The 18,540-nt window shown below is 35.2% G+C and carries 11 protein-coding genes; 4 read left to right on the forward strand and 7 right to left on the reverse strand.

From position 1 onward, the window contains the following. Positions 1-27 precede the first annotated feature (27 nt). The 3 genes from argS to M2373_RS09405 form a co-directional block, all read right to left on the reverse strand. Positions 28-1,788 (reverse strand): arginine--tRNA ligase, encoded by a 1,761-nt coding sequence (argS, locus tag M2373_RS09395; protein ID WP_259109974.1) that lies wholly within the window; start codon positions 1,786-1,788, stop codon positions 28-30. Positions 1,789-1,883: 95 nt separating this feature from the next. Next, positions 1,884-3,317 (reverse strand): SusD/RagB family nutrient-binding outer membrane lipoprotein, encoded by a 1,434-nt coding sequence (locus M2373_RS09400; RefSeq protein ID WP_259109976.1) that lies wholly within the window; start codon positions 3,315-3,317, stop codon positions 1,884-1,886. Between the two features lie 19 nt (positions 3,318-3,336). After that, positions 3,337-6,375, reverse strand: a complete 3,039-nt coding sequence (locus M2373_RS09405; RefSeq protein ID WP_259109978.1) for a SusC/RagA family TonB-linked outer membrane protein — start codon at positions 6,373-6,375, stop codon at positions 3,337-3,339. Between the two features lie 135 nt (positions 6,376-6,510). Between M2373_RS09405 and M2373_RS09410 the strand changes: the two genes are divergently transcribed. Then, complete coding sequence (locus M2373_RS09410) at positions 6,511-7,095, forward strand: ribonuclease HII (RefSeq protein WP_259109981.1); 585 nt, start codon at positions 6,511-6,513, stop codon at positions 7,093-7,095. 118 nt (positions 7,096-7,213) lie between these two features. On the opposite strand, the gene yidC is transcribed toward M2373_RS09410, so the two are convergent. From yidC to M2373_RS09425, 3 genes are all read right to left on the reverse strand, one after another. Next, a complete protein-coding gene (gene yidC, locus M2373_RS09415; protein ID WP_259109983.1) occupies positions 7,214-9,010 on the reverse strand; it encodes a membrane protein insertase YidC in 1,797 nt (598 codons plus the stop codon). A gap of 179 nt (positions 9,011-9,189) precedes the next feature. Further along, entirely contained in the window at positions 9,190-10,797 is a 1,608-nt protein-coding gene (locus tag M2373_RS09420; protein ID WP_259109986.1) for a CTP synthase, read from the reverse strand. Between the two features lie 269 nt (positions 10,798-11,066). Continuing rightward, on the reverse strand, positions 11,067-11,636 hold the full coding sequence (locus M2373_RS09425; RefSeq protein WP_259109988.1) for a YceI family protein: 570 nt from the start codon (positions 11,634-11,636) through the stop codon (positions 11,067-11,069). 540 nt (positions 11,637-12,176) lie between these two features. Between M2373_RS09425 and radA the strand changes: the two genes are divergently transcribed. From radA to M2373_RS09440, 3 genes are all read left to right on the forward strand, one after another. Further along, the gene (radA, locus tag M2373_RS09430) at positions 12,177-13,529 is read left to right on the forward strand and encodes a DNA repair protein RadA (RefSeq protein WP_259109990.1); all 1,353 of its coding nucleotides are present in this window, start codon (positions 12,177-12,179) and stop codon (positions 13,527-13,529) included. A 71-nt stretch (positions 13,530-13,600) separates the two neighbouring features. Further along, complete coding sequence (locus tag M2373_RS09435) at positions 13,601-15,145, forward strand: zinc-dependent metalloprotease (protein WP_259109994.1); 1,545 nt, start codon at positions 13,601-13,603, stop codon at positions 15,143-15,145. Between the two features lie 85 nt (positions 15,146-15,230). Then, positions 15,231-15,824, forward strand: coding sequence for an ACP phosphodiesterase (locus M2373_RS09440; protein WP_259109995.1), 594 nt, complete (start codon positions 15,231-15,233; stop codon positions 15,822-15,824). Positions 15,825-15,933: 109 nt separating this feature from the next. Here the strand turns inward: M2373_RS09440 and M2373_RS09445 are convergent, their stop codons facing one another. Continuing rightward, a complete protein-coding gene (locus tag M2373_RS09445) occupies positions 15,934-17,925 on the reverse strand; it encodes a tail fiber domain-containing protein (RefSeq protein ID WP_259109997.1) in 1,992 nt (663 codons plus the stop codon). Positions 17,926-18,540: the final 615 nt, after the last annotated feature.

Genomic DNA, 18,540 nt, shown 5'->3' on the forward strand with positions numbered 1-18,540 from the left:
CCCGAAAATTTTCGGGAGGCTTTATTATTACATTCTGTTTACAGTTCCTATTCCCAGAAGCTGCAACGATTTTTTTATCGTTTTTGCCGTTAGATCTGATATATTCAAACGGAATTGCGTTATATTTTTATCTTCCTGATTTAAGATCGGATTACTCTGATAGAAAGAGTTATATGATTTAACCAAGTCATAAACATAATTGGCTACCAAAGCAGGGCTCAATGCTTCTGCAGATTTTGCCACCACGGGTTTAAAATTAGCAAGCTGCATAATCAGTTCTTTTTCGGACTGATTCAATTCAATATCAGCAACTTCTTTTTGTTCATAACCAGCTTTAGCCAGCAAAGACTGAATACGTGCGTAGGTATATTGAATAAAAGGTCCTGTATTCCCATTAAAATCAATACTTTCTTCCGGATTGAACAGCATTTTTTTCTTAGGATCAACTTTTAGCATAAAATATTTTAACGCTCCTATTCCTACATTTTCGTAGTTATCATTCTTCTCTTCTTCTGTGAAGTTTTCCAGTTTACCCAGTTCTTCTGATTTAGATTTTGCAATATCATACATATCCTGCATCAATTCGTCAGCGTCTACAACAGTACCTTCACGGGATTTCATTTTCCCGTTTGGAAGCTCAACCATTCCATAAGAAAGGTGATACAGCTGATCAGCCCATGAATATCCAAGTTTTCCAAGAATCTTAAATAAAACCTGGAAATGATAATCCTGCTCGTTACCAACAGTATAAATTAACTTTTGTATATTGTTTTGCTTGAAACGTTCTACCGCTGTTCCTAAATCCTGAGTCATATATACTGAAGTTCCGTCTGAACGCAATAAAAGTTTCTGATCCAGTCCTTCGTCCGTAAGATCACACCAAACAGAACCATCTTCTTTCTGGTATAAAATCCCTTTATCCAGTCCCTCCTGAATAAGATCTTTTCCTAAAATATAGGTATTGCTTTCGTATTGTATCTGATCAAAATCTACTCCTAATCTTTGATACGTTTCATTAAAACCTTTATAAACCCAAGAGTTCATTTCAGCCCAAAGATTTCTTACTTTTTCGTCACCATTTTCCCAGTCTAAAAGCATTTTCTGAGCCTCTTTCATCAAAGGAGCTTCTTTTTTTGCCTGATCTTCACTCATTCCCTGTTCTACAAGTTCTGAGATTTCTTTTTTATAGTTTTTATCAAACTCAACGTAGTAGTTTCCTACAAATTTATCTCCTTTGGTATCAGTCGTTTCCGGAGTTTCTCCATGCCCGAATTTTTCCCATGCCAGCATTGACTTACAGATATGAATTCCTCTGTCATTGATGATCTGGCTTTTAATCACATCATATCCTGCTTCTTTAAGAATCTGCGCAACCGAAAAGCCTAATAAATTATTTCTAACGTGTCCTAAATGGAGAGGTTTATTCGTATTGGGAGAAGAATATTCCACCATTACGGCAGAGTTTTTCTTTTCTATAACTGAAAAGCCTTTCGTTACCGTTTTAAACTGGTCAACAAAAAAATGGTTTTTAACTTTAACATTTAAAAAACCTTTTATAACATTGAAGCTTTCCAGCAGCTCCGTTTGCTCTGTTAATGCTTCTCCTAATTCAACTCCAATACTTTCAGGATTTTTTTTCAATTGTTTAACCAATGGAAAAGTGACAATGGTAAAATCCCCTTCAAATTCCGTTTTATTTTCCTGAATTTCCAAATTAATGTCTTTTAATTGATAGACATTTAATATGACTTCAGAAAGTTTATTTTCTATAATATCTTTAATGTTCATTGTAAAATTTTGAAGTACAAATATACGGAAATAAAAAAACCGCCCGAAGGCGGTTTTCATATGAATGTTAAAATATTAAAACTTGTTTTCTAGTATTAGTTGATATCCCAGAATAATTTTGTTGTTGCTTTATCTCCGCCTATTGCACTTGCCGCAGCAGATACATTGGCATTGTTGGTAACATATTCCTGATCAGAATATGGCATTCTGTATGGAATACCTCCAATATATGATGAAGGTGGAGCCGTCAATATAGGGTTATCTAATCTTCTTGTAAAGTTCCAGGCAGCAAATGGATTATTCCACATTGCGATCCAACCTTCATAACCGATAGATTGTTTCCAGTTTGCTGCATTGTACGGATTAGCAGCAATGTATGTAGCCGCATCAGTTGCTGTTACTCCGTTTTCTAACATTGAGGCCGTAATTGCATCCGCATATAAGCTAGCTGCAGTTCCACCGCCAACATTATATCCTCTTTGAGCTGCTTCTGCTTTTAAAAATAATACTTCTGTATAACTTAATAAATTCGCAGGTGCATTTCCAGTTAAGTAACTTGGATTTACATGAGAATTACTTGCAAAAGAGTTAGCAGTTCCGTATGTTCCTCCTTTATAAATACCTCCTACTTGAGTAAAGTAAGCAGCTCTCCTTGGATCGGATTTAGTATTCATTGGATTTACCATAATATTAGATGGAATATAATCATTTCTACCAGACGCTACCAAATCATCAAATAAGGGATTTGTAAAAGTATTTCCATCAAATTTTAATGAATAAGAGTCAGATGCAGAAGCTAATACTCCCCCCGCAATAGCACTTTCTGCTGCTGCTTTAGAAGTAGCCGGATCAACGTCCGCAAGGTTAATTGCTAATCTTAGTTTTATTGAATTGGCAAATTTAATCCATTTTGTCATGTCTCCTTTATACACTAAATCTTCAGGATAACCTTGTTTAGATGAATGAATTTTTGCAATTGCCGCATTTAATCTAGAAATAAGGTCTAAGTAAATGGTTTTTGCATCATCATATTTAGGAGATTTAATTGTTTCTGCCTGTAAAGCTTCTTTATAGGGTACATTTCCAAAAGTATCAACAATATTCTCCCAAGTAAACACAGAAGCAATTTCCAAAGTCGCCCATTTATTGTCTACCACTTCAGGATCTGCATTAATTTCTTTTGGAAGATCTTTTTTTGCCTGCTCAAGCGGAGCTAATGTATACACATACATTCTTCTAAAATGATTTCTAGGCTGGTTTCTAGTCGTCAAATTATAGTTTGTTTCCTGAGTATAAATAGTTTCAGTCCACTGTTGTGTAAAAAAACGATAGTTATTAAAATTTACACTTCCTGTGTACATGTAATAGAAACCTTGGTACATACTTGTCGCCAACATATTTCCAGATGGAACCTCAGATGGGTGCTTTGGGTCCTCGTTCAAAGAAGTAATATCGCTTTGGCATGAATTAAACATGAATAACGAAGCGACCACTCCTCCAGTATATAATAATTTTTTGAAATTTTTCATTTTTAAATAATCTTAAGTTTTAGAATTTAAACGTAAAGTTTACTCCAAGCTCTCTTGTTGTAGGTAAAGATCCCACGGATGATCCGTAAGAATATAAACCTCCCATCTGTGATGATTCAGGATCTGCGTAAGGAAGATTCTTATGAATAATCCAAAGGTTTCTTCCTACAATAGATATTTTGGCATCATTCATGAATGTATTTGCCAATAAACTTTTCGGAAGAGAATACGTAATACTTGCTTCTCTTAATTTTATATAAGATCCATCATATACAAATCTTTTATCTGGAGCGATTGCATATCCATCATTTGGATTGTTACCATATTCATTAGGATCAACACCACTTACAGGAGTTGTATTTACCTGACCGTTTGGATTAACTCCTGCCAATACCGGTATATTTGTTCTATATCCGTCTACAGCTGTTTCTGGGAATAACCCACTGGCAAGTCCGTAATACATATCCGATGAAAATACATCCCCACCGTGACGGACATCAATCAAGAAACTTAATGAAAAATCCTTATATCTGAATGAGTTTCTTAAACCTCCAGTCCATTTCGCCTGAACATTTCCAATCACCTTATTATTTTCAGTTTGGTATAGTCCAGTAGTAGGATCAACCACTTTTTCTCCGTTCAAATACACATAATCACTTCCATAAATATCTCCCCATTGGTTACCAACTGAAGCAACAATAGAAGCACCTCCTACTAAGCCTACTAATTGATATACTTGCAGACCATCAGCCAACTCAACAACTTTACTTCTGTTTCTAGCCCAGTTTGCATCTATATCCCAAGCAAAATCTTTTGTTTTGATTGGGCTAATACCTAAGTGTAGCTCTACTCCTTTATTATTAATCTGTCCCGCATTAATTGCTGCTCCTAAACTTCCTGAACCAGCTGAAATATCTGGAGTAATTAACTGATTTGTTGTTTTCGAATCATAATAAGCTCCATCAAAAACAATTCGATCTCTTAAGAAATGAACTTCAGTACCAAATTCAAACTCTTTAGAACGCTGGGGTTTCAAATTTGGATTGTTTAATATAGTTTGTGGTCTATAAATGTTAATATTGCCATCACCTGTATTAAAATATCCTGATGTATAATAAGTATAATTTAAAAGATAGGAATTAGCAGTTCCTCCAACCTCTGCATAGTTACCTCTTACTTTCCAAAAATTCATAATTGATTTTTGAGATTTCAAGAGTTCTGATAAAATTAATGATCCTGAAACAGACGCATATGTAAATTTATTATTTTCAGCTGGAAGAGTTGAACTAACATCTCTTCTTATAGTTCCATCTAAATAAAACATTTTATTAAAGTCAAATGAAGCTGTAGCATATAAACTATTCGTTTGTGTTGTTGCTTCATATTCAACTGGATTCAAGATTGGAGCTTTAGAGTTATCCAATGAATAAAAACCTGGTTTGATTAAACCCCCTTCAGTTGATGCTTCGATAGTACTAAGATAGTTTCTTCTTACATTCCCTCCTGCAATACCACTTAAATTTAACCAAGGTGCTAGATCATATTTGTAATTAGCAAATACATCATAGTTTGTTTCACTTCTTTTTAAATCATATCTGTGGTAACCAGAACCTACTGCTTTACCTGATACCCCAAAATTCTGAGGATAAGATCCGGGAGCAAGTCTTCTTTCAAAAACTAAATTAGTGTTATCATAGCTTAATTTACCTGTAATATTGATATGGCTATCAACATCATATGTTAATTGTGCATAAGAGAACGTTCTTGTTCTATCATCAGTAGAGTAATTTTGGTAACGCTGAAAATATGGATTGTTCCAGAATGCCGGAGTACCGTCATCATCGGCAGATCTATTCCATGTCACGTTTCCATAATTGTTTGCTAATGTAGGATTACTAACATTATTAAAATAAGCATTTTTCAATGCATTTAAATCAACGTTTGTTTGCCACCATTGTCTGAACCCTCCAACAACATTATCATTATAACCAGTCTCTGTTCTACCAGTAGTCCCTTGAAGAGTCAAGGTCGAATAAACAGTTGCATGTAACTTAGGATTTAAATCATAATTAATTTTTGTCGAAAGGGTATTTTTTCTTAAATCTGAATTAGGCAACAGACCATTAGAAATATTATTATCGTAAGTCAAATTAAAGTTAAACCCTTTGGTACCTTTTGATAAGGAAATAGAGTTAACAAACGACATCGGTGTTTCAAAAAACTTAAGTGGGCCATTTTTTGCGGCTACCCAAGGAGTAGCTTTATTATAGTTAGGTGAAGTTGGGTCAAACGAATCCCACTGATATACCAATAAATTAGGATCATATGCAGGGCCCCAAGATGCATCTTCACCAAAATTAGCATAACTAATACCGTCTGGTGCACTTCCGTAATAGAAGGATGGATCATAGCCACCTCCATATCTATTCTGATACTTTGCAAAAGTGGATTTATCTATAAAACCAGCCTGAACTGAAGAAGATAAAGTAACTCCCCAAGATTTGTCATCTTTTCCTTTACCGTTTTTAGTTGTAATTACAATTACTCCATTAAGTCCTCTCTCTCCGTATAATGCAGAAGCTGCAGCCCCTTTCAAAACGTTTACGGATTCTATATCCTCTTGATTGATATCAGATAAAGCATTTCCTAAGTCGAAACCTCCATTTTGAGTTCCAAAAGAGGTTGCTGAATTATCCACTGGAGATCCATCTATTACAATCAAAGGATTAGTTCCTCCTAAAGATTTTACTCCACGAATAACCAAATTAGCAGACCCCCCAAAGTTAGAGTTTGTATTTACATTAAGACCTGCTACTTTACCGGAAAGCTGAGAAGCTATATTACCAGTATTAGTAGTTCCTTCAAATAATTTATCTGCTTTTACTTCCTGAGAAGCATAACCGAGAGATTTTTTCTCTCTTTTAATACCGAGTGCCGTTACAACGATTCCCTCGATTTCTTGTGTATTCACAGTATCATTCTTCTTCTGCTGAGCATTAGCCACAGCTAGAGATGAAGATAATACTAAGACAAGCACACCAGCTGTTAGTTTCTTCATATCAAATTAATTTATTGTACCCTGCAAATTTGTAAAACTTTCTTAACAAGACAAAACAAAAACCCAAAAAATTGTTATTTCTGTCATAGTTCTTATAATTTTCTTAATTTTGCTTGAAAGAAATTGTTAAAAATTATGGATTTGCTAAAAAAATGGACAGATATTTATATTGAAGCAGGGTGTGATGAGGTAGGAAGAGGGTGTCTCAGTGGTCCGGTGGTTGCAGCAGCTGTTATTTTGGATGATAATTTTAAGCAAAATTTGGTTAATGATTCTAAAAAGTTAAATTTTAAAACCAGAATGGAATTGGATAGTTATATAAAAGATAATGTAAAAAATTATGCAATTGCAGAACTTCCCCCATCTTTCATAGATAAACACAACATACTGAATGCCAGCATACATGCAATGCATCAGGCATTAGATCAGCTTACCATAAGACCAGAACTTATTTTAGTGGATGGAAATAAATTTCATCCTTATAATTACATTCCCCATCAATGTATCATTAAAGGGGACTCAAAAGTTTTATCCATTGCAGCAGCTTCAATTTTAGCTAAAAATTACAGAGATAAACTGATGATTGAGCTTCATAATGAACATCCCGAATATGGATGGAATACCAATTTCGGATATGCTACAAAAAAACACCAAGAAGCCCTGATAAAGCATGGTCCGACAAAACACCACCGCCAGTCTTTCAGATTGAAGTACGATTAAAATCACCACAAATTGAATTATAAAATTTTCAACACAAGGTGATGTAATTTAAAATCTGTCTAAATAAAAAAGGAGAAGCAATATTTGCTTCTCCTTTTCGTTATACTAGATTAATTATCTACTTTTTCTTTTTTTGCTGCTCTTGCGTTTTTTGCTGTTCCTGAGCCTTTTCCATCATTTCTCTCATACGTTTCTGGAATTTCCCTTCAGCTTTTGGCTTTTCTTTATTCGCCTGAATCTGTGCATGAATTTTCTTTTCATCCAAAATCACATATTTAATAACCAGGATAATTAAGATGTTAATCGCATTCGATACAAAATAATACCAAGAAAGACCAGATGCCGACGTATTCAGGAAGAATAAGAATGTAACCGGGAAGATATACATTAACACCTTCATATTTGGCATTCCTTCCTGTTGAGGCTGCTGCATATTTCCTGAAGTCATGATTGTATAAATCAAAATAACAATCGTACATGCAATAGCGAAAACACTTAAATGATCTCCTAAGAAAGGAACTTTAAATGGTAACTTAATCAAGTCATCATAAGCTGTTAAATCTTTTGCAAACCAGAATCCTTGTCCTCTCAAATCAATAAAGTTCGGGAAGAAACGGAACAATGCATAGAAAATAGGAATTTGCACCAAGGCCGGTAAACATCCTGCCATCTGATTGACACCCGCTTTTCGATAGATCTCCATTGTCGCCTGTTGTTTCTTCATCGGATCAGCATCCTTGAACTTGGCATTAGCCTCATCAATCTCAGGACGGATTACTCTCATCATCGCACTTAATTTATGTTGCTTATACATAATTGGCGACAGGATCAGCTTAACAATAATAGTCATGACAAAAATCACCCAACCTGCAGACAATCCCCATCCAGCGATAATACCATACATCCACATAAAGAAATAACGGTTCATCCATCCGATGAAAGACCACCCTAAAGGCAAAATTTCGTCAAAGTTTTTATCATAAGATTTAAGCAAAGGTAAATCAAGAGGCATAAAATACCAGGTAAAATCCTGATTCAGTTCGCTACCTGTCATTTGAACAAAACCTTCATAATTCAGTTTCTTCAAATATTCTCCCTCTTCAATTGTTTCCTGATTCCCTTTACTTTGTGTAAATCCGTTTTTAGCTTCGATCACAGAAGCAAAGAACTGCTGCTTTACACCAATCCAGTTAAGGGTTTCTTTTTCTTCATCCATCGTTGTTCTTCCGTCATAATCATATTTTTTATAATTATCGAAAGCATATGAAAACTCAGAGTGAGACTGCTCCTGAGCTCTACCCTTTTCTAAGTTTCTTACACTGTAATCCCAGATGAAGTCAGCTTTATTATCAGATGTAATTTTAGCTAAACCTTGAGTTCTTACTTTAAAATCAAGAGTATATTTTGGAAGTAATGTATAGATAAACTGAACAACAGCTCCATTATAGTTAGCCGTCATCGTTACTGAATTTCCATTAACAGAAGGAGCAAAAACCAAATCTTTGGTATTGATCACTTTTCCTGTTTTATCTTTAAACTGGAAACCGTAGTTAGAATTATTTTTATTGATCAGATAAAGCGGAAGATCTGCTTTATCACTTTTGTGATCATATGCTTTGTATTCTGCAAGTTCTACTTTAGAAACCTGCCCACCTAAGCTTGCAAATTCAATTTTCAATTCATTATTTGCTAAATTGGCAGTCTGAATTGCGTTAGGAGTTACATTAGGATTGATATTGCTTGCCTGAGTTTGTTTTACGGCATTTTTTGCCTGTTCAGTTTTTTGCTGCTGAGCTTTTACCTCTTCTTCTTTCGATTGTTTGTTTTGGAAATAAAACATAAAACCGAAAAGAACCAAACATAAAACCGCAAAACTAATCATTTGACTTTTATCGAGTCCGTTGTTCTGTTGCATTTTATTTTTATTAAAAATTTTTTACCTATTTATAATATGTAGCCCTGCTACATTTTGAGTCGACAAAAATACTGTTTTTTTATCAAAACTCTATGGTATAATATATTACTATATAATAAACTCAGGCTGAGAATAATCAGTCTGAGTTTATTTATGACGTTTGTAATTAAAAAATTACTTTATTTTGATGTACAGGCTTTGATGAAAGCTCTGAATAATGGATGCGGTGTTGCAACCGTACTTTTATATTCAGGGTGATACTGTACTCCTACATAGAATGGGTGATCCGGCATTTCTAATGCTTCTACCAATCCTGTTTCGGGGTTTGTACCAGTTGCCATGAAGCCGTTTTGTTCAAATTCAGCTATATAATCACTGTTGAATTCGTATCTGTGACGGTGTCTTTCTGTAATATTTTTCGTTCCGTAGATATCATTTAATTTAGAATTGTTTTTCAAAGAACATTTCCAAGCTCCAAGACGCATTGTTCCTCCTTTATCTACAACATTTTTCTGTTCTTCCATTAATGAGATCACAGGATGTTCCGTAGAAGTATCAAATTCCATAGAGTTTGCTTTTGAATATCCTAAAACATTTCTTGCAAATTCAACAGTCATGATCTGCATTCCCAAACAAATTCCCAACATCGGAACTTTATTTTCTCTTGCATACTGAGCTGTTAATACTTTCCCTTCAATTCCTCTGTCGCCAAAACCTGGAGCAACAAGAATTCCGTCTACACCTTGTAAAGTATCTTTAATATTTTCAGACGTAATATCTCCACTGTAAACCCATCTTATTTTCACTTCAGTTTCTACATCTGCTCCGGCATGTTTGAAAGCTTCAGCAATTGAAATATAAGAATCCTGAAGAGAAACATATTTTCCAACCAATGCGATTTCAATAGATTTTTTAGGATTCTGGAATTTTTTCAGGAAGCTTTTCCAGTCTTTAAGATCTGCTTCTTTATCACTTTTAAGATCCAATTCCTTAAGAACTACATCATCAAAGTTTTGCTTTTGAAGGTACATCGGAACTTCATAGATCGTTTCCAAGTCCTTACATTCAATTACATTATCCAAAGGAACATTACAGAACTGAGCCAGTTTTGCTCTCTGATCTTTCGGAATTTTATGTTCTGTACGACAAACCAAAACATCAGCCATAATTCCACTTTCCATCAACTGACGAACGGAATGCTGAGAAGGTTTAGTTTTTAATTCTCCGCTTGATGCCAGGTAAGGCAGCAATGTAAGGTGAATCACCATAGAATTATTCTCCCCCAATTCCCATTTTAACTGACGAACAGTTTCAATGTAAGGCAAAGATTCAATATCTCCTACAGTTCCTCCGATCTCGGTAATAATGATATCGTAGTTCTGTTTTGATAAAATTTTAATTCTGCGTTTGATTTCGTTTGTAATATGAGGAATTACCTGAACTGTTTTTCCAAGGAAGTCTCCTTTTCTTTCTTTTTCGATTACAGTCTGGTAGATTTTCCCTGTCGTAACGTTGTTGTTCTGGGAAGTTGGAGCATCCAAATAACGCTCATAGTGACCTAAATCCAGATCCGTCTCCGCACCATCTTCGGTTACATAGCATTCTCCGTGTTCATAAGGATTCAGTGTTCCTGGGTCGATATTGATGTAAGGATCTAGTTTTTGGATCGTTACATTAAAGCCGCGTGATTTTAGTAGAAGTCCCAGAGAAGCAGAAACGATTCCCTTTCCCAAAGATGAAGTTACACCTCCTGTCACAAAGATGTACTTTGTATTCTTTTTACTCATTAGATTAGGTTTGTGCAAAGTTAGGGGAAAAAGAAATACAAAGCAATTTCATTTTAGAATTTACCTTTTTTAATTATTCGAATTATAAAAAAATGCTTCGACATGCTCAGCATGACACCGCAACCAATTGATGATTAATAAAGCAAAAAAAGTATAAGAATTATTATGTAAAACAAATTCTTAGCATCTTACTTTTTTCTATAAAAAAATAAAAAAGGTTTCCAATACAATTGAAAACCTTCTTTCCTAAACCAAATTATATATGAAAACTATTGTTTAATTAACTCAAAATATAAGTTAACGTCAACGTCTTTAGCCACGCCTGCTCCCGTTGGATCAAATTTGATGTTATAATCTAAACGGTTAATTTTAAATGTTGTCTGAAAGCCCAAGACTTCTTTTCCCTGCTGGTTTTTCGTAATTCCTCCGAAAGTAACCGGAACACTGATATCTTTTGTAACATCTTTAATAGTCAGCTTTCCTTTTAATATATAGGTATTATTCTTATCCTTTGTGATAGAAGTTGATTCAAAGCTCATATTCGGATATTTTTCACCGTCAAAAAAATCAGGGCTTTTCAAATGTTTATCTCTCATATCAACACCGGTATTCACGGCGTTTACATCTACCACGAAAGACATTGTTGCACCATCCAGATTATTTCCTTTAGTGGCCACTTTACCATCGAACTTGTCAAATCTGCCCTGTACAAAGCTGATCCCCATATGTTTAATATTAAAGTTCACAGAAGAATGCATTGGATCTACAGCCCAACCGGTCTGTGCAAATCCTACAATACTTAAGAACGCAAATACAAAAGTTAAAATTCCCTTTTTCATTGTATATATTTTTTAGATTAATCTTGAAACAAATGTAGGTCGTAAAAAATTGCACGACATTGATCTATGTTAGTTTTTTTGATTTTGATGAAATTATTTTTGAATAAAGTATATGAATCAGATATATTATCAAGAAAACAACTATTGAATTTGCATACATTATGATCATCAGAAGATTTTCATTGTTAGCATCTGAAAAATATAAAAACGGATTATTTCCGGAAATTATTAGAAAAAAGAAATAAATGACCTCAAATAAAATTGCTATTCTAAGTATTGAATGATAGCTTTTCCTAAAAATAATTACAGTCACCAAACCTATCAATGTAATGACTGAGCAAAAAATAAGAATCAGATAAGAATACATTCCGAAATTCCCGCCTGGCAAATGTAAAAATCTGACAGACCATTCACTAAACTGAGCATTTAAAAGACTCATTACAATAAATATCATCAGACTTTTAATTAAAATTTTTTCCATAGGCGAAAATTAATTAAAATTCGAAAGAAAAATTCAAAAAAAATTTTGAACTTCGCGGTATGGCAAAATTAAAAACAGCATATTTCTGTCAAAACTGCGGAACCCAATATCCACAATGGCTGGGACAATGCAAAAGCTGCGGAGAATGGAATACTTTAGTGGAAGAAGTGGTAGAAAAAACGACTTCACACAAAACGCCGCCTTTTTCAAAAACGAAACAACACGTCATTAATATTGTAGAGGTTGAAACCAACGAAGAACCGAGAATAAAAACTCCTTCCGAAGAGCTCAACAGAGTTTTAGGGGGCGGAATCGTTCTAGGATCTGTCACTTTAATTGGTGGAGAACCCGGAATCGGAAAATCGACTTTACTTCTTCAGCTAGCCTTAAAAATGAAGAAAAAAGTGTTCTATGTTTCAGGGGAAGAAAGTGCCTCTCAGATTAAAATGAGAGCAGATAGGCTAACAGATATTCAAAATCCGAACTGTTTTCTTTATACTGAAACTTCATTGGAAAAAATTCTTCATGAAGCCAAAAAACTGGAACCCGATTTCGTAATTATCGACTCGATCCAGACTTTACAATCCCAATTGATTGAAAGTTCTCCGGGAACCGTATCTCAAATCCGTGAATGTTCTAATGAGATCATCAAATATGCAAAAGAAAACAGCATTCCTGTTTTTCTGGTTGGACATATCACAAAAGACGGGCAAATTGCCGGACCGAAAGTGCTGGAACATATGGTAGATGTTGTTTTAAATTTCGATGGCGACAGAAATCATCTTTTCAGATTATTGAGAGCCAACAAAAACCGTTTCGGCTCAACTTCCGAGATTGGAATTTATGAAATGATCTCCCAGGGTTTAAAAGAAATTAAAAATCCTTCTGAAATTTTAATTACCAAAAAATTTGAGGAACTTTCCGGAAATTCAGTAGCGGTGACGATTGAAGGAAACCGACCGATGTTACTGGAAATCCAGGCATTGGTAAGTACGGCAGTTTATGGAACTCCTCAAAGAAGCTCTACTGGTTTCGATTCCAAAAGGCTCAACATGCTGCTTGCCGTTCTGGAAAAAAGAGCAGGTTTTCAGTTGGGAGCAAAAGATGTCTTCTTAAATATTACAGGAGGAATCAAAACAGATGATCCGGCTTTAGACCTCGCTGTAGTTGCCTCTATTCTTTCATCCAATGAAGACATTGCTATTTCAGAGCACTACTGCTTTGCAGGAGAAATTGGATTAAGTGGAGAAATTCGCCCGATTGCACAAGCCGAACAAAGAATAACTGAAGCCGAAAAATTAGGTTATGAGAAAATTTTTGTTTCTAATTTAAACAAGCTTCCGAAGAAAAAATTCGGCATTAAAATAGAAGAAGTCAGTAAAATAGAGGATTTTCACGAAAGACTATTTTAACATAAAAAATATTCACTTAAGTTTGAAATATTATGTACATTTGTTACAATAACCCTCAAACTTAAGTGAATATGAAAACAAAATTTATTACCTTGTTCGTTTTCTGTGTTACTTTCTACTCGGCACAGATAAGTGTTTTTCAAAATCCCATTAATGAAAGCAGTTTAAATACTGATCAGAAGATAACAAAAGAGCTCGCTTCAAGCTACATTTCAACAGAATATTATCTTCAGCCTTCCTTCAATCTACAATCTGACTTAAAAATCAATCTGCCGACCCACAAACAGATCACTGCAAAATTCAGCCGCATTTTCAGCTACAGCAATAAGACAGAATCTTACGTTTATACTATTGAAAATGAACCTGAATCAGAATTGGTTTTATCAAAATCCGGTACTGTTGTAACCGGAATGTACGCTCCTGCAACAGGCACAAAAGTAATGTTTCATCAGACGAATGGCGATATTTTTGCGCTTTCGGTGGTGAGTGATCAGAAAATTTTGGATCAGGATTCGAAAGATGATTATATTTTAGATTCATCTATTCCCGGAGCCGGAAAAGTAAATTCAAATGTATGTCTTTCTACTACTCCGGTTTGTGCAGCTTCAACAGTTGACGTCATGGTTGTTTATACCTCAGCAGCAAGAACTGCCTGGGGCGGTGTTTCTCAAAGTAATTCTTTTATTGCTACAGCGATTACGAATTTCAATACCTCATTAATCAATTCCGGAGTTTCTAATGTGAGCATCAATCTGGTATATTCCGGAGAGATTTCCTATACAGAACCAGGAAATATAAGCACTGATTTGACAAGGCTAAGAACCAATAATGATGGTTATATGGACAATGTTCATACATTAAGAACAACTTATGGTGCAGACCTTGTGGCTTTGGTAACAGGAACTCCTACCAATACCTGCGGATTGGGCTATGTGAATACCAACCCTACAAATTATACCGGCACCAGTGGATTTTGTGTAAGCTTATATAACTGTGCGGTTTCCAACTACTCCTTAGCCCACGAATTGGGTCATAATATGGGATTACAGCATGACTGGTACGTCAATACAAGCACCACACCCTGCAGCCATCATCATGGCTATGTCAACAGAACAGCTATTAATCTGGGAACTTCCAGCACTTCGTCACAAAGATGGAGAACAATAATGGCATATAATGATGAGTGCTCAGCAACCGGTTTTAATTGCACAAGAATCAACCGTTGGGCAAACCCAGGAGTTAATTACAACTCTGAACCTACAGGAATTGCCATCGGAAATACAAATCCTTCGAATGAAGCGTATGGCTTCTCAAGATTTGCCTGTGTAGTTTCCAATTTCATGCCGACCGCATCGGATGCTTTGTCCACTGCAGAAATTCTCCCTGACACCAAAGAATTTACTCTATACCCGAATCCTGCAAAAGATTTAATTACGATCTCATTAAATGACCGTGAGAAATATTCTTTCAAAATTTTCAATACGGCAGGACAGTTTATTTTAAATACAACAGAAAGAACGATCAATCTTAAAGGACTCAATTCCGGAGGTTATTTCTTAAGTGTTTATGATGACAAAGGATCTTTGATAGGCAGTAAAAAATTTATCATTAAATAGTTTTCACTAAAGATACATCACTTAAATTCCCTGAATATTTTAATTTTATTCGGGGAATTTTCAATTTTAAGCCTTATCTTGTAGTATGAATTATCTGGCGCATTCTTTTCTTACTTTTACTGACGGACAGATTGTAGGACAGTTTTTGGAAGACTTTATCCGAAATAGAGACCGTTTTTCTTTTCCAAAAGATATTCAGGACGGAATTACTTTGCATCGGGCTATTGATACATTTACAGATTCTCATCCTGCGATTCATGAAGCCAAAAAAATTTTCAGCCCTCTGGTAAGACTGTACGCCGGAGCTTTTGTAGACGTTTCAATGGATTATTTCGTTGCCAATGACTTACAACTTCACTCTTTAGCAGAATGGAAAGCACATTCTCTAAGAGTTTACCGTGTTTTGAATGAACATAAAAAATGGCTTCCTGAAAATTTTAAACTGATGCTAAAAAAAATGGAAGAAGATGACTGGTTATACAATTACAGAGAAGACTGGGGCATCAAATTCAGTATTAAAAATGTTCTGAACAAAGCAAAATACCTTGAAAAAGACATTCCTGTATTTGAGGCTTTTTTAGAAAACAAAGATGCACTTCAGCAATGTTACCATGATTTTTTTCCTGATCTTTTGGATCATGCAAAAGGAGTCAATACTCTTTTACAGCTAGAAAATTAAACATAAAACACTTACCCGAAAGTAAGTGTTTCTTAATATACTTATTTGTGTTATTAGAATGTTTTGTGCCTGAAATAAAGATAAGAGGGGAACTATTATCTTACTGAAATTATTTCAACTTAGCTGGCTGATTTTTGCTGATGATTGAATTTAAGGTTTCAATCTGTTTTTCCTGCTGATTTACTCTTTTAGTAAGCTCAGAGATCATATCCTGCTGTTGCTGTAAAGCTTTTGTGAGTACGACACTCATTTCAGCATAATTTACACCAAGGGTTTTTATTTCATCATCAGCGGTACTTACCAATTCCGGCATTGTCGCTTTTATTTCCTGGGCTATAAATCCTATTTTTTTGTCTTTACTTAGTTTTTCATCTTTATAACGGTAATTGATGGTACGAAGCCCCATTATTTCTTTCAGTCCGTAAGAATTGTCTGTAATATCTTTTTTGATTCTTATATCTGAAGGAGTAATTGTTCCTGACGCCAGAATATTTCCGATAACATGTAATCTTTGGGTTGGAGCGGCAGTTCCTATTCCCACATTACCGTTTGATGTCATTGTAGCAACCGTAGTTAAGGTTTGTCCGTCACCATAAGTACCCGTTAAATTCAGTCCAACTTTAAACTGCAGTCCTATTTCCGCTCCAGACGTATTAATAGCAGGAGCCGAGGAATTTGACAAATCAATCCAAAGATTATCCCAGCTTCCAACCCCCTGACTTCTTCTAACTCCAAAGGTATCTCCTATAATGTCAAGTTTAGATACCGGAGCAGCTGTTCCTATCCCAATAGTGTTATTGGCGGCATCCACAGAAAAAGTAGTCCCGTCAACAGAAAATCCGTTGGTGGCAGTACTGGTAAATGCCAAGGTATTGGCGGCCTGCGTCACTATTCTGTTACCGGTTAAAGAACCATTCGTATTATAAATATTTGTAGATGCCGGTAAAATTTGCCACGTTCCTACCCCATTGGCATCGGAGGTCAAAACATGTCCGGCAGACTGAGTCCCGTCTACCAGTCTTAAAGCTCCCGAAGTAGGAGATACAATATGCATTCTGGCAGTAGGAGCTGCAACTCCAATTCCAACTCTATCATTGGCTGCATCTACAGAAAACGTCGTTCCGTCAACAGAAAATCCGTTGGTCGCCGTAGAGGTAAATGCTAAGGTATTGGCAGCTTGTGCTACGACCCTGTTACCGGTAAGGGAACCATTCGTATTATAAATATTCACAGATGCCGGTGCTGTCTGCCAGGTTCCTACTCCATTCGCATCAGAGGTCAATAAGCGCCCTGCAGATTCTGTTCCGTCTACCAGCCTTAAAGCCCCTGCCGTTGGAGACACCACATGAATTCTGGCAGTAGGAGCCGTCACCCCAACTCCAAAATTTCCGGTATTGGTAAGTACTGCTCCTGGAACATCCGTTGCTGCAGATGCCGCGTGGAACTGAAGTATTCCTGAACTTACTCCAAATCCATAAAATGAAGTTCCTCCGGCATTATTGTACACCGCCAGTTTTTTTCCGACAGCATCTGTAATACTGGAACCAACTGAAGATCCTAAATCCAATCTACTGCTTGGAGCAATAGTACCAATCCCCACTCTGTCATTCGCTGCATCTACAGAAAATGTAGAGCCATCCACTGAAAAACCATTCGTAGCAGTACTTGTAAATGCCAGTGTATTGGCAGCCTGCGTAACGATTCGGTTTCCGGTAAGAGAACCATTTGAATTATAAATATTCACAGAAGGAATGGTTGATCCATAAGCTACCCAAAGGCTGCCATCAAAATAATAATAACCGGTGCTGCTGACCTGCGATACCTGGGCTAAACTCGGTGTCGTTCCGGTAGGAGCAGTCACATCATTTACATATACAGTTGCTCCGGTTTGTGCTGCGGCATAGGTCCCAGACACCTTAGATGCCAATTGCTGTTTAGAGATTCTTGGCGCTATTATACCATCTTTTGCAGAAGTAGTAGCACCATTTCCAACAACATCCAAAGAAGATTGTGGATCAGGTGTATTAATCCCTACTTGTCCAATAGCTAATGAGCTAAAGCTTATAAGGGATAATAAAGAAAGGAGTGTTTTCGATTTCATAACAAGTAATTTAAAGTATTATTTTCTTGGATATTATCCTGATTATATGATAATTTCAATCAGGATTACCTTAATTTTTAAGAATTAATCTTACATAGACTTTATATGTAATTATTGATCTTTAAAACAAAAAAGATATTTTCGGAAATGAGTTGACATTACAGAAGCACAGCATTTGGAGTTGTCTACTTCTTCATCGTTTAATATTTCTGATATTGTTTTAAAGTGAAACAAGCGTGAAAGATCATCAACCTAATTAAATATGATATTCTGAATATTTTTATTTTGAATTTTCATTAACATCAGTATCAAAAATACAAGCAGATCTTTAAAGTTAGATTAAGATTAACTCAATCAATAAATCGCAGGAGATAACAGATATTTTTTCTTTTTTTTCATAGGCTGTGTTTTAATAATATACTAAAAAGAATTATTTATTATTTAAAATAAAATAAGACCCATAAATCATTATTGAAACAAATGTAATATTTTAAATTCAATAATAAAAAATATTTAACATAAATAAAACATTAGTAAAAATAAAACAAATTATTCACCTATTTAAGATTAATTTATTAAAAATAAATCACTATTTAGATAATAAAAAAAATAAAC

The organism is Chryseobacterium sp. JUb7 (assembly GCF_024806495.1).
Taxonomy (GTDB): Bacteria; Bacteroidota; Bacteroidia; order Flavobacteriales; family Weeksellaceae; genus Chryseobacterium.